Here is a 20,211-nt window from a genome sequence, read left to right on the forward strand (position 1 = left end):
TGCCTTTTCGCGGAAATAGCCCTTCCGCCTGAAACGACAATCCCACCATTCGCAGGAGATAACTCATGCCGCAGGTGCAACTTTGCCTTGTGGCGGTGATCACCGTGCGGCTACATGACCTTGGACCGCAAAACCTGCTAGGTTGGACTGCTGCTATGGCCCTGACCAGACACAACAGAGGGACAGCAGCCTGATGAGCGGGTTTTCTGCCCGACGCCCGATCACGACGTAAAGTGACGAACGTGTCCGAAGCCCGAAACCGAGGATCGGAGAGCACCCGAGACGTCATCGTCGAGACGGCATTGCGGTTGTTCAGGGAGCGCGGTTTCGACGCGACCACGATGCGTGCCATCGCCGCCGAGGCCGGGGTGTCCGTGGGCAACGCCTACTACTACTTCGAGAGCAAAGAGGCGTTGATCCAGGCGTACTACGACCGCGCCCAGGCCGAGCACGAGGAGGCCTGCAGGGAGTTCCTGGCCACCGAGACGTCGTTCGCGGCCAGGCTGAGCGGGGTGCTACGCGAGTGGGTACGCGTCTCCGAGCCTTACCACGAGTTCGCCGTGAAGTTCTTCAAGCACGCGGCCGAGCCCACCAACCCGCTGAGCCCGTTCAGCAAGCAGTCGTCCCCGGCCCGTGAGGCCTCCATCGAGATCTACCGCCAGGTCGTCGAGGGGTCGCGGGACCGCATGAACGCCGAGCTGCGTGAGGAGCTGCCCGAGCTGCTCTGGCTGCTGTCCATGGGCATGGTGCTGTTCTGGGTGCACGACACCTCGCCGGGCTGCGCGCGTACGTACCGGCTGATCGACGTGACGGTGCCGCTGGTGGACCGGCTGGTCGGGCTGTCGCATCTGCCCGGGTTGAGGGGGATCACGAAGGACTTCATCGCGGCGGTCCACGAGTTGCGGGCCTAGGACGCCATACCGGTCGGTTGGTAGGGTGGAGCGGCCGCTGCGGACGCGCTTGGAGGCCGTGAATGAGTCGCAACTGGGGCATGACCATCCCCTTCTACGATCGCCCGCTGTCGAAGTCGCAGGAGCTGATCGCGGAGCTGCCCGAGCTGGGTTACACCGACGCGTGGTCCGCCGAGGTCAACGGGGCCGACGGGTTCGTGCCGCTGGCGATGGCCGCGCAGTGGGCGCCGGGGATCAGGTTGGGCAGCGCCATCGTGCCCGTCTCGACGCGCGGCCCGGGGCTGCTGGCCATGTCCGCGGCCACGCTGGCCGACCTGGCGCCTGAGCGGTTCGTGCTGGGCATCGGCGCCTCGTCGCCGGCGATCGTCGAGCGGTGGAACGCCGGACGGTTCGACAAGCCCTACGCGCGCACGCGCGACACGCTGCGCTTCCTGAAGAAGGCGCTGGCCGGGGAGAAGGTCTCGGAGACGTACGAGACGTTCGAGATCAAGGGGTTCAAGCTGGAGCGGGCCCCCGAGCTCCCGCCGAAGATCGTGCTGGCCGCGCTGCGGCCCAGGATGCTCCACCTGGCCGCGGCGGAGGCCGACGGCGCGATCACCAACTGGCTCTCGCCCGACGACGTGCGCAAGGTGCGTGCCGAGATCGGCGAGGGCACCGAGCTGATCGCCCGCCTGTTCGTCTGCGTCAGCGAGGACGTCGACCGCGTGCGCGAGATGGCCAGGTGGATGCTGGCCACCTACCTGACCGTCCCGGTGTACGCCGCCTTCCACGACTGGCTGGGCCGGGGCGAGGTGCTGCGGCCCATGCACGAGGCGTGGCAGGCCGGCGACCGCCAGGCGGCGCTCAAGGCGATCCCCGACGAGGTGGTCGACGCCCTGATCGTGCACGGCGACGCGGCCACCTGCCGGGCCAGGATCCAGGAGTACGTGGACAACGGCCTCGACACCCCTGTCCTCGCGCCCGTCCCGGGCGGTGAGATCTCCATAGAGCAGGCCGTACGCGAGCTGGCCCCCAAGAGATAGCTCCCCGAGCGTAGGAGGGTGCATGGACGACGTACTCAGGCTGGACGCGGTCGGTCAGGCGCAGGCGGTCAGGGACGGGCAGGTGACGGCGAGGGAGCTGGCCGAGGCCGCCATCGCTCGCATCGAGGCCCACGACGGCGAGCTGAACGCGGTCATCCACCGCCGGTTCGAGCGGGCGCTGGCGGAGATCGACTCCATCCCCGAGGAAGCGCCCTTCCGGGGCGTGCCGATCCTGCTGAAGGACCTCGGGTGGCGCGAGTCGGACGAGCCGTACAGCGGGGGCTCGAACGTACGCGACGGCGTCGAGCCCGGCGTCGACGGCTACGGCGTGGTGAGCCTGCGCGAGGCCGGGTTCGTCCTGCTCGGGCGGACGAACACCCCGGAGTTCGGCAGCACGATCACCACTGAGCCGGTGGCGTTCGGGCCCACGCGCAACCCGTACGACCCGGCGTACTCGGCGGGCGGCTCCAGCGGGGGGTCCGCGGTGGCGGTGGCGGCCGGATGGTGGCGCTGGCCACCGCCAGCGACGGCGGCGGCTCGATCCGCATCCCCGCGTCCCTGTGCGGCCTGGTGGGGCTCAAGCCGACGCGCGGGCGCGTGAGCCTGGGTCCGGTCATGGGGGAGGGGTGGAGCGGGTTCTCGTGCCCGGGATTCGTCACCAGGACCGTGCGCGACACGGCGGCGGCCCTCGACGTCGTGTCCGGCCTGCGGCCCGGTGACCCGTACGACGCCCCCGCGCTGCCCGGTCCGCTGGCCGACGAGGTCGGCAGGGAGCCGGGGCGGCTGCGGGTCGGGTTCGTCACGAGGCATCCCAACGGGTCCGTGCCCGAGGTGCCCGCGTTGACGGAGGCCGTGACCAGGGCCGCCGTGCTGCTGGAGTCGCTCGGTCACGACGTCGTGCCCGGCGGTCCCGGGGCGCTCGCCGAGCCCGGCTTCGCCCAGCACTTCGGCGCCATCGTGGCCAACAACCTCGCCGCGCACGTGGAGAGCCTGGGCGAGCTGCGCGGCGCGCCCGTGCGGCCGGAGGAGCTGGAGCCGCGCAACGCCGCCATGCTCGGCGCGGCGCGCACGCACAGCGCGGCCGACCACATCCTGGCCACCCAGTGGATCGACGGCTACCGCCGCCGTATGGCCGCCTGGTGGAGCGCGGGCCACGACCTGCTGCTGATGCCCTCGCTGGGCGTCGCGCCGTTCCCGCTGGGCTGGATCCCGCCGGAGGACCTCAGCGTCGCGTTCGGCCGCACGGCGCATGCCGTGGCCTACACCTCGCCGACCAACGCGACCGGCCAGCCCGCCATCTCGCTGCCGCTGCACACGAACGCGGCCGGCCTGCCGGTGGGCGTGCAGCTCGTGGCGGCGGCCGGGAGGGAGGACCTGCTCGTCCGGGTGGCCGCGCAGATCGAGCGGGCCAGGCCGTTCGAGCACGCGGCGCTGCGTTGACCCCTTCTGGGAGCAGGCCAGGAACTCGTGGCGGTCCCGACGCGTTATGTCGTGAGAAGCCGGGGGTAGGGGGTTCCTCATGATGGCGAAGGCAGCACGGGCAGCGGCGGCCTGGCGGACTTACCGCGACGTGACCAAGCCGGGTTCGCCCGGCCTGATGACCAGGGTCCGGGCGATCCCACGGATGGTCGGCGCGGTCATGCGCGGACAGTACGCGGGCATGGGCAAGAGCAAGCTCGCCATGCTCGGACTCGGCGTGGTCTACATCCTGTCACCCGTCGACGTGGTGCCCGACTTCCTGGTGATGGTCGGCGTGGTCGACGACTTCGGCGTGTTCCTGTGGCTCGCCGCGACGCTGCTCGGCGAGAGCGGCCGCTACGTCGAGCACGAGCGCAACGTCATCCAGGCCAGGCTGGTCGAGGAAGAGGGTTAGATCTCCTCCATCCGCAGCCAGGCGCGCGAGGGCAGCGGGTGGCCGAAGAGGCGGGCGGCGTTGCCGTAGGCGACCCTGGCGATGTCGGCGGGCGGGAGCGTTCCGAGATTGCGCGCCACGGACTTCTGCGTGTCGGGCCAGGTCGAGTCGGAGTGCGGGTAGCCGCTCTCCTGCAGCACGTGGTCGAGCCCGACCGCGAGCCGCACGCCGGACAGCGCGTGGTCGTCGAGCGTGCCGAAGAAGAAGTTGCGGCGCAGCACCTCGCTGGGCTTGAGCCCGCCCTCCCACGACGCCTCGCTCGCGACCGGGTGGTCGAGGGCGTAGTCGGCGCGCTCGGCCAGCATGGGCAGCCAGCCCACGCCGCCCTCGACGATGAGGAGGCGCAGCGAGGGGAAGCGCAGCGGCACGCCCGACCAGAGCCAGTCGGCGCAGGCGAACATCGCGCTGGTCGGCATCAGCGTGGTGATGGCCTCGATGGGCGTGTCGGGCGAGGGCACCGGGGACCAGGACGAGTCGCCCGTGTGCAGGGCGACCACCGTGCCGGTCTCCTCGCAGGCGGCGAAGAACGGGTCCCAGTGGCCGGAGTGGATCGACGGCAGCCGCAGCCGGGTCGGGAACTCGGGGAAGACCACGGCCTTGAAGCCGCGGGCGGCGTTGGCGCGGATCTCCTTGGCGGCCACGTCGGGATCGGGCAGCCACGGGAGCTGCAGGCCGATGATGCGCTCGGGGTAGGTGCCGGCCCAGACGTCGATGTGCCAGTCGTTCCACGCCTTGACCAGGGCCAGACCGAGCTCCTGGTCACGGGTCCTGGCGAACGGCATGCCGGACTGCCCGGCCAGCATGCCGGGGAAGCACAGCGCGGCCCAGATGCCCGCCAGGTCCATGTCCTCGACGCGGGCCTCGATGTCGTGGCAGCCGGGGCGCATGTTCTCGAACCTGATGGGGTCGAGCGTGCGCTGCTCGCGGGGGAGCCCGGCGCCCACGTCGATGCCGGCGCACGGGTATGTCGCCCCGCCGTAGCGCCAGACCTGGTGGCCCGCCTCCGTATCCACGACCTTGGGCGCGACATCGGCATATTTCTCCGGCAGCCGCCCTTCGAACAGGTCGGGAGGCTCGATCAGGTGATCGTCGGCGGAGATGATCACGTAGTCGCGCCGCCTCGGGTCAGGGTCGGGGAGCAGCGGCGTAGTCACGCAGGTAACCGTACGACGGCGGGATAACGTCGAACAAGCTGCGACGTATCCGTTGGGTATCCGAGATCTTCGACCCGGGACCGCCAGGAGGGGGGCCGACGGGCGGTCCCAGGCCAGGGATGGGCCGCTCACCTGGACGCAGCAGGTGTGACCCGGCCTGCCACTACCCCTCGGAGTCCGGTTCAGTCAGCAGGTGGCCGCGTAATTCGGAAATGGTGGCCGGGGAAATGTTCAGGACTTGTGTGACATACGTCTCGATCGAGCCGTGCCGCGCCGTCAGGTCGCCGAGGAAGAGGCGCATGGCCTCCGCGGGCGCCAGGCCGAACCCCGGCCACATGGGCGCGTCGGGGTGCCTGCTGCGCCAGCTGGCGACGAACCGCTCGGTGGCCAGCCCGGTGAGCGCGTAGTCCGCCACGATGTCGTCCTCGCCCACGCCCACCAGTGACAGGACGAGCGCGGCGAGCACCCCGGTGCGGTCCTTGCCGGCCGCGCAGTGGATCACCACGGGGGCGTTGTCGGCCCGCGCGATCGTCTCCAAGGCGGTCCTGAGGTTCTCGACGCCGTCCTCGGTCGTCTCCAGGTAGCGGTCGGCGAGGTATCGCCCGACCCCGCTCTCCTCGCTGTAGGCCGTGATGTCCCAGCGGCGCCCCTCGATGGGCAGGTTCTGGTAGTACTGCCCCTCGGCGTCCGGGACGCGGCCCCCCTTCTCGATCTCGTACGCATGCCGCAGGTCGATGACCGTACGCACGCGCAGCTCGCGGAAGGTCCTGAGATCGTCTCCGGCCAGCCAGCCGAGCGCGTCGGCCCGGTAGAGCCGCTGCCATTGGATCGTGCGCCCGTCATGGGCGGCATATCCACCTACGTCGCGGAAGTTGAAGATGTTGGCGAACTCAATGTGGCGGATCACCCTCAACACCTTAATTGGCGGTGGTGACGGACTCCTTGGATGAATCGCCGGCCTTCCGCTCGGCCACCTCGCGGCGGATCAGCAGGACCCAGCCGGCCAGGGCGATGCCGATGAACAGCCACCACTGGACGCCGTAGGCCAGGTTGAGGCCGCCTCCCGCGCCCACGTCAGGCGCGGGCACCGGGGCCGGCGCCGTGGCGGGCGGGGGCGTCTGCTCGGTCAGCTCCACGTAGCCGCCCACCAGCCGGTACGGCAGCCCCTTACCGATCTTGTCGGCGTTGATCAGCAGGACCTGCCCGGCCGGCAGCCCGGAGCGCTCCCGAATGCCGCTGGAGTCCTCGGTCTCGCTGAGCCGTAGCCGCCCGGTGACATTTACCTGTCCTGTGGGCGGAGCGGGCACCTCGGGCGTGGCGTCGGCGGTGGCGCCCGCCTTGACCCAGCCCCTGTTGACGATCACCGCGGTGCCGTTGCCGGTGACGAGGGGCGTCAGGACGTAGAAGCCGTTCTGCCCCTCCTGGGGGCGCCTGCGTACGAGGAGGGCGTGGGACGGGTCGTACGTGCCCGAGACCGTGACCTTCCTGAACCGGTCGTCCGCGCGGACCTGCCGCCCAGGGACCGCCAGCCGCTCCAGCGGCACCGGCGCGGCCTCGATGTTGGCCGTGACCCGCTCGCTGTTGGCCGAGCGCTCCTCGAAGCGCCCGAACTGCCACCGCCCGAGGAACACGAAGGCGGGGATGACCAGCAGCACCACCACGTGGAGCGCGAGCCATCGGGGCGTCAGCAGGAACCGGTACACGCTTCAAGGGTAGGCACCGGAGGGGGTGCCCCCTCACGCGCCTAGGCGCTTCTGAGCTGGGCCCCCGACCCGGGCACCGCGGTCACCTCGCGCGGCCCGCTCACCTCGTGGCCGTCCGCGCACCGGAAATGCTGCTCGATGGGGGCCCCGCAGTCGCGGTGGGTCAGCAGCACCGCCGGCCCGTCCTCGTCCGCCAGGTATTTGTCACCCCAGTGCATGAGCGCGACCAGGAGGGGATAGAGGTCGCGGCCCTTGTCCGTGAGCCGGTATTCGTCGCGCTGCCGCTGGCCAGGCTCGCGGTAGGGCTCCTTGCGCAGCAGGCCCTCGTCGACCAGCCGGGCGAGCCGGGCGCTGAGCACCTGGCGGGGGGCGCCGGTGATCGCCTGCATGTCGGCGAACCTCCGCACGCCGTTGAACGCCTCGCGCAGCACCAGGAAGGTCCACTTCTCCCCGACGATGTCCAGGGTGCGCTCGATCGAGCAGTTGTCCACCCGGAAGGGAACGTTCATTGCCACATTATATCTGAGTTCATTTGACAGACTCAGCGCTCGCGGGCAGGCTGAGTCTATGCAGGGAACCCAGATCCGCCCCGCGCGCCCGGACGACGAGGAACGGATCAGACGCTTCCTGGCGGGGCTGTCGCTCCACACGCAGACGCTCCGCTTCTTCACCGGCGTCAGCGCCCCTGCCGCGGGGCTGGTGCGCACGCTGCTAGCGCTGGACGAGCGCCGCGACGCGCTCGTCGCGATCACCGAGGGCGGCGAGATCGTCGGCCACGCCATGAGCTTCAGGGGCGACTGCGCCGACGTGGAGGTCGCCGTGGTCGTGGCCGACCAGTGGCAGGGCCGGGGGATCGGGCCCAGGCTGATCGACGTGCTGCTGCTCAGGGCCTCCGTACGGGGTGCGCGGACCGTGGGCATGGACGTGCTGGGGGAGAACCGGCGCGTCCTGAGACTCGTCCGCCGGCTCTGGCCGGACGCCGAGATGAAGGTGACTTCCGGATCGGTGGAGGTGACCGCTATGATCGATCCACTCAGCCTATTTGCGGAACAAGGTTCTGTTGGCACACCATTGACAGCGTGAAGAGTGCCAAGAACGGACGCGACGGCCGTACCCGCATCATCGAGGGTGCCCTCCGCCGCTTCAGTCAGGACGGGGTCTCGGCCACCACGCTGGCCAGCCTCCGCGAGGAGAGCGGCGTCAGCGTCGGCAGCTTCTACCACCACTTCGCCAGCAAAGAGCATGTCTTCGGCGTGCTGTACGCGGAGATCCTGACCGCCTACCAGGCCGCCTTCCTCGCCGAGCTGGTCAGCCACGAGGAGGCCCGCGACGGCATCGAGGCCGTCGTGGCCTTCCACATGCGGTGGGCCGGCGAGCACCCGGAGAGGGCCAGGCTGCTGGTCAGCGAGCGACCGCCGCGCAAGCACGAGCCGGGCGGCGCGGAGGTGGCCGAGGCCCGGCGCGGGTTCTTCCGCCAGGTCTCCGACTGGTGGCGGCCGCACATGAAGAACGGCCTGCTCCAGACCGTCCACCCGACCATGTGCTACGTGCTGTGGCTGGGGCCCGCGCAGGAGATGTGCCGCCTGTGGTTCGCGGGCGCCCACACGCCCACGGAAGAGGAGATCAAGGGGCTGGGCGCCGCCGCCTGGCAGAGCCTCCGCCAGCAATGACGGGCCCCCGCAAGGGGCCTGACCAGCGCGGGGAGCGATGACTCGGGCACCGTCTGTGGTGTTATTGTCCATTTGTGACTCGACCTCGGGCGCTGGCACTGCCCGCTATGCCGGAGAGCGCGCTCGCCCGCTTGGGTGAGGTAGCCGACCTGGCCGAGGTTCCCGCGCGTCCCAGCCTCGGCTTCACCGACGAGCAGCTCGCCGACCTGGTCATCGAGACCGGCGCGACCGTGCTCATCACCGACGGCGACCAGGTTCGCACGTCGGTGCTCGCCCTGCCTCTCGACGTGGTGGCCGTCATGGGCCCGACCACCAGCGTGGACCTGGCGCTGGCAGCCGAGTACGGGGTGACCGTCCTGCACGCCGCCGACCGCGATCCCGAGTCGGTGGCCGAGCTCACGCTCGCGCTGATGTTCGCCGTCAGCCGCAACATCGTGGCCGCGGACCGGGAGGTGCGCCAGGGGCGCGTCGGCAAGGTGCCGCCCGCCCAGCGCCACCGCGGCAGGCGGCTGAGCGGCAGGACGCTCGGCGTCGTGGGCCTGGGCCGCGTCGGCAGGGCCGTGCGCTGGCGCTGCGAGGGCCTGGGCATGCGGGTGATCACCTGCGATCCGTTCGTCCCCGAGGCCACCCACACCCTGCCCGCCCTGCTGGCGGAGGCGGACGTGGTGTCGCTGCACGTGCCGCTGACCGGGGAGACGCGGGGCTTCTTCGGCTACCCCGAGTTCGGCGCGATGCGGCCGGGCTCCATCTACCTCAACACCTCGCGCGGCGCGCTGCACGACCTGACGGCGCTGGTCGACGCGCTGCGCCAGGGCCAGGTGGGCGGCGCGGGGCTCGACCACTTCGAGGGCGAGTGGCTCGATCCGGCCCACCCCCTGACGCGCCTGCCGAACGTGGTGCTGACACCCCGCCTGGGCGAGGCCACGGGGGAGAGCCGGGAGGAGCTGGCCGGGATGCTGGTGGAGGACATCGCCCGGCTGCTGCGCGGCGAGCGGCCCGCCCACGCCTGCGTGCCCGCCCTGCCGTTCGCCTGATCCGCCTGGGCCGTTATGCGGGCTGGCGGAGGCGGGTGTGGACGCGCCAGCTCGCCCGGTCGAGCGAGATGTCCAGCCGCAGGTCTCCGCGGTGCCTGCGCAGGCCGGGCACGCGGACCCGGTCGTGCACGTCGAACCTGCCCCGATGCGGATAGCCGAACCCCAGCTCGCCGGGCAGCACCCGCAGGTCGTCGCGGTTGCCGCAGCGCGGGCACGTCCAGGACACCAGGTCCATGCCGCGGTTGTAGTCGGAGCAGGCGCGGAAGTATTCGTCAGGTCCGAACCGGGACTCGCAGGCCAAGCAAGGGATCAGCATGGGTCCGCTCCTCGGGGCGACGTGGCGACTTCCCTAGAGATACCGCTCACTACTTGTCCGCCGCTTGCAGAACGCTTGGGTGCTTAAGTAACAGTATGAGCACAGGGAGCGACGATTGCGAGCCCGGGGTGGGGAGCCCTCGCGAGTGCGACCATCGACGCGCTATCCGGAAACAGTGCGAGCGCCGATGGTATCGGGCCATGCGGGAGTGTCCGTGGTGAAAGGATGGACTTGTGGAACGACTGCGCCATCACCTCCTGGAAACCGACTACACGATCGACGGCGTACGTGAGCGGCTGGGCAGCATGGCGGCCTCGGCCCTGGCGAGGGAGGAGCTGGTGCCGGCCCTGCGCGCCACCGCCGACCTCGATCCGCTGGCGGCGTCGATCAGGCTGTGGTGGCTGGGCGTTCCCGTCCCCGCCGCGTCCCTCGCCCCGGAGGTCCTCGACTCGGGGCTGGTCAGGGCCGACGGCGACCAGGTGAGCGCGACCGTGCACCTGCAGCCCTGGGAGACCGGCGGCTACCTCGTCTCCGACCGCAAGGTGCGCCCCGGCGACCCGGCGCTGCGTCCTGACCACGTGGTCGGGGCCGGCGGCGCCTCGGCCAACCTGGCCCAGCTCGCCACCCGCCGCCCGGTGGGGCGCGCGCTCGACCTCGGCACCGGCTGCGGCGTGCAGGTGCTGCACCTGGCCGGGCGGGCCGAGCACATCGTGGCCACCGACGTGAACCCGCGGGCCGCCGAGCTGGCCAGGCTGAGCTGGGAGCTGTCCGGCATCTCCGGCGTGGAGGCACGTACGGGGTCGATGTTCGAGCCGGTCGAGGACGAGCTGTTCGACCTGATCGTGAGCAACCCCCCGTTCGTCATCGGCCCGGGGGGCGGCCTGACCTACCGGGAGGCCGGCGGCGACGGCTTCTGCCGCGACCTCGTACGCCGCACGCCCGGCCACCTCAACCCCGGCGGCCAGGCCCACTTCCTGGCCAACTGGCTGCACGTCGAGGGCGAGGACTGGCACGAGCGCGTGGGCGGCTGGTTGCGCGAGACCGGCTGCGACGCCTGGGTGGTCCAGCGCGACGTTCAGGACCCGGCCGAGTACGTCGAGCTCTGGCTCAGGGACGCCGCCGAGCAGGGCACGAAGGCGTACGCCGAGCACTACGACCGCTGGCTGGCCTGGTTCGACGAGCGGAAGGTCGAGGGCATCGGGTTCGGCTGGATCACCATGCGCAACTCCGGCACGCTCGACCCGGTCGTCCGCGTCGAGCACCTGGACCACCTGGTCTCGCTCCCGGTCGGCGACTACGTGGACTCCGTGCTCGACGCCATCGCCACCGCGCACCGTGTCAAGGAGCTGGACACCGCGCTCCTGCGCACCGCGGACGGCCTGCTCGACGAGCGCATCGGCCTGCCGGGCGCGGAGGACCCCATCCGCATCGTGCTGCGCCAGACGCAGGGCCTGCGCCGCAGCAGGGAGGTCGGCACGGTGGAGGCCGCGCTGGCCGGGGTCTGCGACGGCGAGCTGGCGCTCGGTCCTCTGCTCAACGTGATCGCCGAGCTGGTCGGCGACGGCGAGATCCTCGACTCCGACGCGGTCAGGCCGCTGATCGCGGAGGGTTACTTCCTGCTTTAATCGCCCGTCAATTGGACGTTGAGCGCTGAGGTGGAGGCTCATGGCCAAGACACGGACCCCGGGGGGTTCGAGGGCCGTGTCAGGTCCGGCCGGTCGTCTAAGGTGAGGCGGCTAGCCACTACGCGGAGCATCCGGATAACCGGGCCCCCTAGCGACGCGTGGTGGCGACAGATGACCGGCCGGGCTGCATCACGACATATTCGTGACGGCCTAAGGACAGCCTTGATCAACCATGTGTGGATGACACGTCTGGACGATGAGCTGTACTCAGGACTCGACGACGGCCCCTTCGGCGGGGATGGCCTCGATCAGGGCCTTGAGGTCCCCGGCCTCGGGGGCGCCGAGCCGGGAGAAGATCTCGAACGCCTGCCGTAGGCATTCCAGGCTCCTGGTCGTGCTGCCCAGACCGCGCAGCGCCTTGCCGAGCACCGTGAGCGACAGCGCCTCGCCGTACGGGTGGCCGATCTCGCGGGAGACCACCAGCGCCTGCTCCGCGTGGCGCACGGCCTCGGGGTGGCGTCCGGCGGCTATGAACGTCTCGGCCAGCCTGGAGCAGACCCGCTGCTCCCAGACGCGCTGCTTGCTGGCCCGGAAGAAGGCCAGGCACTCGGCGTGGTGGTGGACGGCCTCGGTGAGCCGGCCGACCCGGGACAGCACGATGCCGAGGTGGTAGCGGGCGCGGGCGGTCCCGGCGCCGCTGCCGATCTCGGTGAACAGGGCCAGGCCCTTCTCCGCCGCCGCGATCGCGTCCGCGGGCCGGCCGAGCCCCAGGTGGTCGCGGGCCGAGTAGCTGAGCACCAGCGCCTCGCCGGCCGGCACGTCGTTCGCCCGGTAGAACCGCATCGCCGCGTCGAACAGCTCCAGCGCCTCGATGTGGCGGCGCTGCCTGCCGACGACGACGGCCAGGGCGTTCAGCACCTCGCCGGTGACGATCTTCTCGCCGCGGGCCGTGGACAGCTCGTGGACGACCCTGAAGTGGCCCTCGGCCGCCTTCAGCTGGTTGTCGGCGAACAGCACCCGGCCGAGCACGTACCGGCTGCGCAGCTCGCTGCCCTGGTCGCCGAGCCGCTGTGCGGCGCTCAGCACGGCGCGCGTGCCCTGGGCGAACTCCCGCGTGTGCGTGCCTGCCTCCAGCAGCGGCTCCATCGCCACCAGCAGGTCGCCGGCGGGCAGCAACTGCTCGCCGGCGACGGCCGACGCGGCGGCCTGGTTGATGGCCGCGAACAGCGAGTCGCCCTCGGCGATCAGCCAGGCCACGGCCTCGTCCACGCTGGTGAACGACAGCCCCTCGCTGATCGTCACGATGTTGGCCGGGATCATGCTGCCCTCGTAGGCCAGGCTGTGCGCGGACTGGGCCGAGGCCAGGTAGAAGCCGAGCAGCCGGTGCAGCGCCCGCGCCTTGGCCTCGGGCGGCTCGGTCTTGTCCAGCTGGCGCCTGGCGAACAGCTTGAGCAGGTCGTGGAAGCGGTAGCGGCCGGGCGCGGGCGCCTCGAGCAGGCTCGCGTCCACAAGGGACTCCAGTACGGACTCCGCCTCGAACTGGCTCACCGACAGCACGGCGGCCGCCGCCCCCGTGGAGATGTCGGGCCCCTTGGACAGCGAGAGCAGGCGGAAGGCACGCGCCTGGGCCGGTGCGAGCTGGCCGTACCCGAGCGCGAACGTGGCCTCGACGGCCAGGTTGCCCACGCGCAGCTCGTCGAGGCGGCGCTGCTCGTCGGCCAGCCTGGGCACGAGCGAGGCGACCGTCCAGGAGGGGCGTGCGGCCAGCCTGGCGGCCACGATGCGCACCGCGAGCGGCAGGAACCCGCAGGCGGCCACCACGTCCATGGCCGCGCCGTGCTCGGCCGACACGCGCTCGGCCCCGGCCACCGACGCGAACAGCGACAGCGCCTCGCCCGGCTCCATCACGTCGAGGTCGATGAGCCGTGCGGAGGGCAGGTCGGCCAGCTTGCCGCGGCTCGTCACGATGGCCGCGCACCCGGGCGAACCCGGCAGCAGCTGGCTGACCTGCTCGGCGTCGCGGGCGTTGTCGAGCAGCACGAGGATGCGGCGGTCGGCGAGGATCGACCGGTAGAGCGCGGCGCGTTCCGGCAGCCCGTCCGGGACGATGTCCGGCGGGATGCCGAGCGCCCGCAGGAACCCGCCGAGCGCCGACTCGGGCACGGTCGCCTCGTCGGTGTAGCCGCGCAGGTCGGCATAGAGCTGGCCGTCGGGGAACAGGTCCTCGGCCAGGTGCGCGACGTGCACGGCCAGCGCGGTCTTGCCCACGCCGCCGATGCCGGAGACCGCGATCACAGGCACGCCCTCGGCCGACGACTGCGCCGACGACTGGGCCGACAGCAGCGTGCGGAGCCGTACGGCGACCTCCTTGCGGCCGGTGAAGTCGTTGACGGCGGCGGGGAGCTGCGCGGGGCGCGGCAACTGCGGGGCCTGGCGCTGCTCCGGCTCCTCCACCGGATCCTCGGCGGGCACCTCGGCGGCCGCCAGCGTGGGGTCGGCGGCCAGGATGCGCTGGTGCAGCGCGGCCAGCTCGGGGCCCGGCTCGATGCCGAGCTCCTCGACGAGGGCCTCGCGCGTCTCGGTGAACACGTTGAGGGCGTCGCCCTGCCGCCCGCACCGGTAGTAGGCCAGCATGAGCTGGGCGCGCAGTTTCTCGCGCAGCGGGTGGTCGGCGGTCAGCGCGATCAGCTCGGAGACGACCTTCGCGTGGTCGCCCAGCTCCAGGTCCACGTCCATGAGCGTCTCGACGACGCTGATGCGGCGCTCGACCAGCCGGTCGCGCTGGTGCTCGGAGTAGGGGCCGACGGTCCCGGCCAGCGGCTCGCCCTCGAAGAGCGACAGCGCCTCGCGCAGCCCCTCGGCGGCCTCGCGCAGCCGGCCGCTCTTGCGCGCGCTCTCGGAGTCCTGGACGCCGCGTTCGAAGCGGACCAGGTCGAGCGAGCCGTCGGGCAGCCGCAGCGCGTAACCCCTCCCGATGGACGTCAGCAGCTCCGGGCGGGAACGGGCGGGCCGGTCCGGCTCCAGCACCGTACGCAGGCGGGAGACGTAGGTGCGCAGGGCGCCCAGGGCCCGCGGGGGCGCGTCCTCTCCCCAGACCGCGTCGATCATCTCGTTGGGGGTGACCGCATGGCCTTCACGCAGCAGCAGCATGCCCAGGATGGAACGCTGCAGCGGAGTGCCCAGATCGAGCTCCTGGCCGTCACGCCAGGCGCGGACAGGACCGAGCACGGCGAACCTCAGCCCGCCCTCGACGCTCTGACCAGCCATGCCGAATGTCTCCCAGCCAATGGATCGTTTTGTTACCAAATGATAGATCCAACGTCCTTTGTCACCTAGACTCCGGACTGATCGTTAAATGTGCCGTTGATCCGTCTTTGATCCGGTGTTGAGCGTGCCCCTGGATGCTGATGGTCGGCTAGGCATGACTCACACCGCGGGGGCGTGTCATGTAGAGCACTCGTAGGCAGGAAAAAATACGGCCCCGCCCGAACTTTCTTGGGGCGGGGCCGTGGTGGACAGGTTCTCAGGCCGCCTCGACCAGTCCGAGCCGCATGGCGAGCCGCTCGCGTACGAGCGGCCATTCGGAGCTCAGGATCGAGTAGAACGCGGTATCTCGGACCGTGTTGTCGGCGCCTCGGCTATCCGCTCGCCGCACCCCGTCGAAGTGTGCGCCGAGGGCCTCGATGGCGGCCCGGGACTTGGTGTTACGTACATCTGCTTTGAGGGTGATGCGGTGGACGTTCCATGTCTCGAAGGCGAGCGAGAGCATCAGGAACTTGCTCTCACGGTTGACACCCGTGCCCTGGGCACTGGCGGCCAGCCAGGTGTAACCGATGTCCGCCACGGACGGGATCTCGCCCACCGCACCCCGTGTACCCGGAGGCCAGGGCATGGGGCCCTGCCAGTACTCCAGGTGCATGAGACGGGTGGCACCGACCACGCGGTCGGTGTTCAGCCACCGGATGGCGAAGGGCATGGAGCGGCCCTCCGCCTGCTCAGCCATGGCGGCCTCCACATAGGAGACCATCTCGTCCCGGCTTTCCGGGACGCGAGTGAAGGCGTAAGTGCAACGGTCTTCACTCGCCGCGGCGACGAGGTCGTCGATCGCCGCGAGGCCGAGAGGTTCCAGGCGCACGGAGCGCCCGGACAAGGTGACAAGAGCGGGCATGAGCACATGATGAGGGGAAGCGGGGGCGCACGTAACCATGCAGTTAGGAAGATCTTTTGCAGCTTTCTGCAGACAGGGTGTTCCTGCAGGTCAGCGGCCCCTTTTGAGCGATGGTAAACCCGCTCTTGGGGAAAGATTCGCCTAACTGTGACATGGCGTCGGGACGAGCGCGGGACGCCGTTCACGCACCGCTTCGTGCGACACCGAGGCCAGCTCGTTCAGACCCTTCGAAAGATAGTCCAGATTGTCGGCGATCCAGGGGAGTTGGAGGGGGTTCGGGCTGTTCAGAGCGGTCAGTCGCTCTTCGGCGGTCTCGCCGTAGAGGAGGCTCACCGCGACCCGCACCCTCGCCGCCGCCGGGTCGTCGCCGAAGGCGTGTCCGGGCAGGACACCAATGCCGTGTTCCTCCAGCAGGATCTTGGTGATCTCGGCGGAGCCGCCGAGCCGGAGGTGGCTCAGATCGGGATAGAGGTAGAAGCCGCCCTGCGGGGCGGGCACGTCGGCCCCGATCTCGGTGAACCTCTCGTGCACGGCCCTGGCGACCGTGCCGTGCAGCCGCCGGGCGAGCTCGATGCGGGCCAGCAACTCCTGGGGCTCGTCGAAGGCGTACGCCGCCGCCTCCTGAACCGGGGCCGCGGGCGCCGACCAGATCTCGCTGGCCACCGCGAGCAGGCTCCTGTGCAGCGCGTGGCTGCCCGCGGGCAGCCTGGCCACGCCGATCCGCCAGCCGCCCAGCGCCAGGCTCTTGCTCAGCCCGGTGGTGATGATCGTGCGCTCGGGGGCGAGGTCGGCGGGGGAGGTGAACGGCAGGGCAGGGTCGTGCACGACGTCGCGGTAGATCTCGTCCGAGATGATCATCAGATCGAGCTCGCGGGCGATCTCCACCAGCCGCGCGATGGTCTCCCGACCGGCCAGGCGGCCCGTCGGGTTGTCGGGCAGCGTCACCAGCAGCGAGTTGACCGTCCGACCCTGGGCCCTGGCCCGGAGCACCGCGCCGGTCACGAGGTCGGGGTCGGGCACTCCGCCCCCTCCTGGCGGTGCGGGCACCAGGATGGGGCGGGAGCCGACCAGCTCCGCCTGGGCGGCGTAGCTGACCCAGCTGGGCATGGGCAGGACGATGTCCCCGCCGATCGCCAGGAGGAGGCCGTACAGCAGGGACTTGCTGCCAGGTCCGCAGACGACGAGCCCGGGGTCGGTGGGGAGCCCGCGTCGTGTCCAGTAGCCCGCCGCCGCCGTCCTGAGCTCGGACGCTCCCGCGACCGGCCCGTAGCCGTTGCGTTCGGCCGCGCCGGCCAGCCTGTCGCGCAGTGCCGGGTGGACGGGCAGCCCTGCCTCGCCGAAGGCCAGGTGAAGCACTCGCTCCCCGGCGAGCCGTCTTCGGTCGATGTCCTCGTTTGCCGCCAATGTGGCGGACAACGTCACCGTCATGTTTGTCACGTTCCCAGGGTGGTTTGATGAAGGCATCAGCACAAGCGAGGCTTTTCGTGGGTAGGCATAAGGAAGACTGATGCTTGAATTGCGACGTTTGGTCCTGATCTGCGAGTTCGCTCGTCGCGGAAGTATCGCTGCGACAGCGGCATCGCTGGGGTACAGTCCTTCGGCCGTGTCGCAGCAACTCGTCGCGCTCGAACGTGAGACCGGAACGGTCCTCATCGACAGGACCGCGCGCAGCGCCGAGCTGACCGACGCGGGGCGGCGGCTGGTGGCGCACGCGGAGCGCATCCTGTCCATGGTCGAGGAGGCGGAGTCGGACCTGTCCGCCCATGCGGGGACACCCGCGGGGCGGGTCGTGGTCACCGCCTTCCCGACGGCCGCGGTCGCGTTCGCCCCGGCGCTCGCCCGCTCGCTGCGCCGCCACACCGAGCTGACGCTCCGGCTGGGGCAGAGCAGGTCGGGCCGGGGCATGCGCGAGGTGCAGTCGGGGGAGGTGGACATCGCGCTCGTGGACGACTGGTATGGGCGGGTGCGCGACAACGAGAGCCTGCGGGTGTTCCCGCTGCTGCGCGACCCCCTGGTGCTGGTGGTGCCGCGCAAGCACCGTCTGGCCGACCCCGACGTGCCGGTGGACCTGCGGGAGCTGCGCGACGAGCCGTGGATGGCGACGCCCGACGGGGAGCCGTCCCGGCTGGCGGTGGATCGGCTCCTGGTGGACGTGGGCGGGACCCGGCCCACGCCGTGGGAGTTCGAGGGGCTGGGAACGATCCTTTCTCTGGTGGCGAAGGGGATCGGCATCGCCGCCGTGCCCGCGCTCGCGCTGGCGGCAGGGGTGCGGGGGCTGGCGGTGCGCCAGTTCCCGGGAAACCCGGTGGGGCGCGACGTGCACGCGGTCGCCCGCAACTCGAGCGTCAACCGGCCGTCGGTGTCGGTGACGCTCCGCGCGATCCACGTGGCCGCCCGCTACCTCGCCGCCGACCTGGATCCGGTACGCCCGGCGGACCGCCGCCCGCCCGGCGATCCGCTGGAAGATGACGAGGCGGCCCAGTGAGCGGCTCGGTGAACGGCTCGGTGAACGGCTCGGTGAGGCGATAGCGTCTGCCGTTATGGCGCCGACGTACGACATCGAGCACCTCCTGCTCTCCCAGCCGAGCACCCGCACGGTCGCGGGCATCGACGAGGTGGGCCGTGGCGCGTGGGCGGGGCCGGTAACGGTCTGCGCCGTCGTCACCGACCTGTCCGAGCCGCCGTCCGGCCTCACGGACTCCAAGCAGGTTTCGGCGGCCAGGCGCACCCCGCTCGCCGAGGAGCTGACCGCGTGGGCGGCCGGCATCGGCTTTGGCGAGGCCACCCACACGGAGATCGACGAGCTGGGCATGACCGAGGCCCTGCGCCGGGCCGCCAGGCGGGCGCTGGAGGCGCTGCCGGTGCGCCCGGACGCGGTGATCCTCGACGGCAAGCACGACTACATCGGCCCGCCCTGGCCGGTACGCCTGGAGGTCAAGGGCGACGCGGCCAGCATCTCGGTCGCGGCGGCGTCCGTCCTGGCCAAGGTCCGGCGCGACGCGTACATGGGGACGATCGGCTGCGAGGAGTACGGCTTCGCCGACAACGCCGGCTACCCCTCACCCCTCCACCAGGAGACCCTGGCCCGGCTCGGCCCCACACCCCACCACCGGCTCTCGTGGTCCTACCTGGACGACCTCCCTCGATGGCGGCACCTCAAGCACCACCGGGACCCGCTCGTGGGAGAGGGCCAGGCCAGCCTGTTCGGCTGAACGGGGGCCATCGGGCATCATCGGATGGATGCGGATCGGCGTCTTCGTCATCGCGGCGCAGTTCCCCGGCCAGGAGGCCGGGCAGGTGCTGGCCGATGCCGTCGAAGTGATCGTGGCCGCCGAGCAGGCGGGGTTCGACGACGCGTGGGTCGCCGAGCATCACTTCATGTCCTACGGCGTGTGCCCCTCCGCGACCACCCTGGCCGCGGTCGCGCTCGGCAGGACCTCGCGGATCGGGCTCGGCACGGCCGTCAGCGTGCTGTCCACGCAGCATCCCGTGGCGCTGGCCGAGCAGGCGGCCATGCTGCACCACCTGTCCGGCGGGCGGTTCACGCTGGGGGTCGGCAGGGGCGGGCCGTGGGTGGATCTGGAGGTGTTCGGGACGGGGGCCGAGCGGTTCGAGCGGGGGTTCGGGGAGTCGCTCGACCTCCTGCTCAACGGGCTCTCCGGCGGTCCCGTCGCCGGTGACGGGGAGTTCTTCCGGTTCAGGGAGGTCCGGGTGGTGCCGGGCGCGAGCATGCGGCCGGTGGTCGCGTGCACCTCCGAGGCGACCGTGGGGGTGGCGGCGGAGCGGGGGCTGCCGATGCTGCTCGGGATGCACATCGGGGACGCCGAGAAGGCCGCCCTGGTCGAGGACTACGTCGCCCGGGGCGGGACCGCCACCGATCATGTGGCGGCGGGGGTGGCCTACGTGGCCGACTCCACGGCGGAGGCGGTGCGGGAGATCAAGGAGTCGCTGCCCCGGTGGCTGGAGCCGGGGCTGGCGGGGTACGTGCCGGTGGACGATCGCCCCCGACCCATGCGAAACATCCCGGCATATGTGGATTTGTTGGCCCGGATTCATCCGGTCGGGTCGGCCGAGCATTGTGCCGCGACGATCCTGCGTACCGCCGAGAACACCGGGATCGAGCGGTTCATCCTGCTGGTCGAGGGGCTCGGCGAGCATCGGCGGACGGTGGAGAACGTGCGGCGGTTCGGGGCGGAGGTGCTGCCGCTGCTGCGGGCCCGGTGACCCGGGCAGTGCCGGGTCACCGGGCCGGATCACTGGGCCGGGTCACTGCGCCGGGTCACCGGGCCGGCCGGTCAGCAGTCGACCAGCTCCGGCTTCTGGTTGAGGATCTGGGCCCTCGGGGTGACGAACTCGTGCAGGGCCTTGGTCGCCGTCGGGTCGAAGACGGCGACCCGGTGGCAGTTCTGGAAGGCCAGCCGTACTCCGAAGTGGCGCTCCAGCGCTCCGCGCATCGCGTCGCTCGCCAGGCAGCGCAGGAGCTGGCCGCGGGCTTCCTCGGACGGCGGTGGCACCTGGTTGTCGGCGAACTCGGCTCCGGTCTGCTCGCGCTGTTCGGCCAGCCCGCTGATCAGCGACCACGCGTACGGCAGCGAGTCGCGGACGCACGCGATGAAGGCCGCGTCGTCCACCTCACCGGCTCTGGCCTGGTCGAGCAGTTCGTTCGGAACGGTCAGCGACATGCTGTCTCCTCTCG

At 71.1% G+C, this 20,211-nt stretch carries 19 protein-coding genes and 1 pseudogene; 11 read left to right on the top strand and 9 right to left on the bottom strand.

Features of this window, described 5'->3' with window-relative positions; translation table 11 throughout:
- Window positions 1–242: 242 nt before the first annotated feature.
- From ABZX61_RS09525 to ABZX61_RS09540, 4 genes and pseudogenes are all read left to right on the top strand, one after another.
- Complete coding sequence (locus tag ABZX61_RS09525; protein WP_355193020.1) at window positions 243–911, top strand: TetR family transcriptional regulator; 669 nt, start codon at window positions 243–245, stop codon at window positions 909–911.
- A gap of 62 nt (window positions 912–973) precedes the next feature.
- Window positions 974–1,933, top strand: a complete 960-nt coding sequence (locus ABZX61_RS09530; protein ID WP_355193022.1) for an LLM class F420-dependent oxidoreductase — start codon at window positions 974–976, stop codon at window positions 1,931–1,933.
- 22 nt (window positions 1,934–1,955) lie between these two features.
- Window positions 1,956–3,373, top strand: a pseudogene (locus ABZX61_RS09535) (amidase).
- A 79-nt stretch (window positions 3,374–3,452) separates the two neighbouring features.
- Window positions 3,453–3,806, top strand: a complete 354-nt coding sequence (locus ABZX61_RS09540; RefSeq protein ID WP_350724070.1) for a YkvA family protein — start codon at window positions 3,453–3,455, stop codon at window positions 3,804–3,806.
- Here the strand turns inward: ABZX61_RS09540 and ABZX61_RS09545 are convergent.
- The 4 genes from ABZX61_RS09545 to ABZX61_RS09560 all read right to left on the bottom strand — a co-directional run bounded on the left by ABZX61_RS09545 (window position 3,803) and on the right by ABZX61_RS09560 (window position 7,211).
- Window positions 3,803–4,999 carry an amidohydrolase family protein gene (locus ABZX61_RS09545; RefSeq protein ID WP_350724068.1) on the bottom strand — a complete coding sequence of 399 codons (1,197 nt, stop codon included), beginning with the start codon at window positions 4,997–4,999 and terminating at the stop codon, window positions 3,803–3,805. The two genes, ABZX61_RS09540 and ABZX61_RS09545, sit on opposite strands and share 4 nt — an antisense overlap.
- A gap of 163 nt (window positions 5,000–5,162) precedes the next feature.
- Window positions 5,163–5,906 (bottom strand): tyrosine-protein phosphatase, encoded by a 744-nt coding sequence (locus ABZX61_RS09550; protein ID WP_355193024.1) that lies wholly within the window; start codon window positions 5,904–5,906, stop codon window positions 5,163–5,165.
- A gap of 10 nt (window positions 5,907–5,916) precedes the next feature.
- Window positions 5,917–6,702 carry an SURF1 family protein gene (locus ABZX61_RS09555; protein ID WP_355193026.1) on the bottom strand — a complete coding sequence of 262 codons (786 nt, stop codon included), beginning with the start codon at window positions 6,700–6,702 and terminating at the stop codon, window positions 5,917–5,919.
- Between the two features lie 41 nt (window positions 6,703–6,743).
- The gene (locus ABZX61_RS09560; protein ID WP_350724063.1) at window positions 6,744–7,211 is read right to left on the bottom strand and encodes a helix-turn-helix domain-containing protein; all 468 of its coding nucleotides are present in this window, start codon (window positions 7,209–7,211) and stop codon (window positions 6,744–6,746) included.
- Window positions 7,212–7,269: 58 nt separating this feature from the next.
- Here ABZX61_RS09560 and ABZX61_RS09565 point away from each other — a divergent pair, with 58 nt between their 5' ends.
- From ABZX61_RS09565 to ABZX61_RS09575, 3 genes are all read left to right on the top strand, one after another.
- Window positions 7,270–7,785: a GNAT family N-acetyltransferase gene (locus tag ABZX61_RS09565; RefSeq protein ID WP_355193028.1), complete on the top strand. Its 516-nt coding sequence runs from the start codon at window positions 7,270–7,272 to the stop codon at window positions 7,783–7,785.
- Window positions 7,782–8,372 (top strand): TetR/AcrR family transcriptional regulator, encoded by a 591-nt coding sequence (locus tag ABZX61_RS09570; protein ID WP_350724059.1) that lies wholly within the window; start codon window positions 7,782–7,784, stop codon window positions 8,370–8,372. Before ABZX61_RS09565 ends, ABZX61_RS09570 begins: the two co-directional genes overlap by 4 nt.
- A 74-nt stretch (window positions 8,373–8,446) precedes the next feature.
- The gene (locus ABZX61_RS09575; protein ID WP_355193030.1) at window positions 8,447–9,406 is read left to right on the top strand and encodes an NAD(P)-dependent oxidoreductase; all 960 of its coding nucleotides are present in this window, start codon (window positions 8,447–8,449) and stop codon (window positions 9,404–9,406) included.
- 13 nt (window positions 9,407–9,419) lie between these two features.
- On the opposite strand, the gene ABZX61_RS09580 is transcribed toward ABZX61_RS09575, so the two are convergent.
- Window positions 9,420–9,722 (bottom strand): hypothetical protein, encoded by a 303-nt coding sequence (locus tag ABZX61_RS09580; protein WP_192788942.1) that lies wholly within the window; start codon window positions 9,720–9,722, stop codon window positions 9,420–9,422.
- Between the two features lie 233 nt (window positions 9,723–9,955).
- Here ABZX61_RS09580 and ABZX61_RS09585 point away from each other — a divergent pair, with 233 nt between their 5' ends.
- A complete protein-coding gene (locus ABZX61_RS09585) occupies window positions 9,956–11,347 on the top strand; it encodes a methyltransferase (protein ID WP_350724055.1) in 1,392 nt (463 codons plus the stop codon).
- A gap of 267 nt (window positions 11,348–11,614) precedes the next feature.
- Here ABZX61_RS09585 and ABZX61_RS09590 read toward each other — a convergent pair whose 3' ends face one another.
- The 3 genes from ABZX61_RS09590 to ABZX61_RS09600 form a co-directional block, all read right to left on the bottom strand.
- Entirely contained in the window at window positions 11,615–14,614 is a 3,000-nt protein-coding gene (locus tag ABZX61_RS09590; RefSeq protein ID WP_355193033.1) for a BTAD domain-containing putative transcriptional regulator, read from the bottom strand.
- Window positions 14,615–14,870: 256 nt separating this feature from the next.
- Window positions 14,871–15,515: a GNAT family protein gene (locus ABZX61_RS09595; RefSeq protein WP_355193035.1), complete on the bottom strand. Its 645-nt coding sequence runs from the start codon at window positions 15,513–15,515 to the stop codon at window positions 14,871–14,873.
- A gap of 141 nt (window positions 15,516–15,656) precedes the next feature.
- A complete protein-coding gene (locus ABZX61_RS09600) occupies window positions 15,657–16,943 on the bottom strand; it encodes a pyridoxal phosphate-dependent aminotransferase (protein ID WP_355194043.1) in 1,287 nt (428 codons plus the stop codon).
- 79 nt (window positions 16,944–17,022) lie between these two features.
- On the opposite strand from ABZX61_RS09600, the gene ABZX61_RS09605 reads away from it, so the two are divergent.
- From ABZX61_RS09605 to ABZX61_RS09615, 3 genes are read left to right on the top strand one after another with little or no spacing between them, the layout of a single operon-like run.
- Entirely contained in the window at window positions 17,023–18,000 is a 978-nt protein-coding gene (locus tag ABZX61_RS09605) for a LysR family transcriptional regulator (RefSeq protein ID WP_350724049.1), read from the top strand.
- 55 nt (window positions 18,001–18,055) lie between these two features.
- Window positions 18,056–18,727, top strand: a complete 672-nt coding sequence (locus ABZX61_RS09610; RefSeq protein ID WP_350724047.1) for a ribonuclease HII — start codon at window positions 18,056–18,058, stop codon at window positions 18,725–18,727.
- A gap of 28 nt (window positions 18,728–18,755) precedes the next feature.
- Window positions 18,756–19,739, top strand: coding sequence for an LLM class flavin-dependent oxidoreductase (locus ABZX61_RS09615; RefSeq protein WP_355193038.1), 984 nt, complete (start codon window positions 18,756–18,758; stop codon window positions 19,737–19,739).
- Between the two features lie 71 nt (window positions 19,740–19,810).
- On the opposite strand, the gene ABZX61_RS09620 is transcribed toward ABZX61_RS09615, so the two are convergent.
- Window positions 19,811–20,197: an SCO5389 family protein gene (locus ABZX61_RS09620; RefSeq protein ID WP_350724043.1), complete on the bottom strand. Its 387-nt coding sequence runs from the start codon at window positions 20,195–20,197 to the stop codon at window positions 19,811–19,813.
- Window positions 20,198–20,211 lie beyond the last annotated feature (14 nt).

The sequence above is a fragment of the Nonomuraea sp. NPDC003709 genome, assembly GCF_040610775.1.
GTDB classification, from domain to species: Bacteria; Actinomycetota; Actinomycetes; order Streptosporangiales; family Streptosporangiaceae; genus Nonomuraea; species Nonomuraea angiospora_A.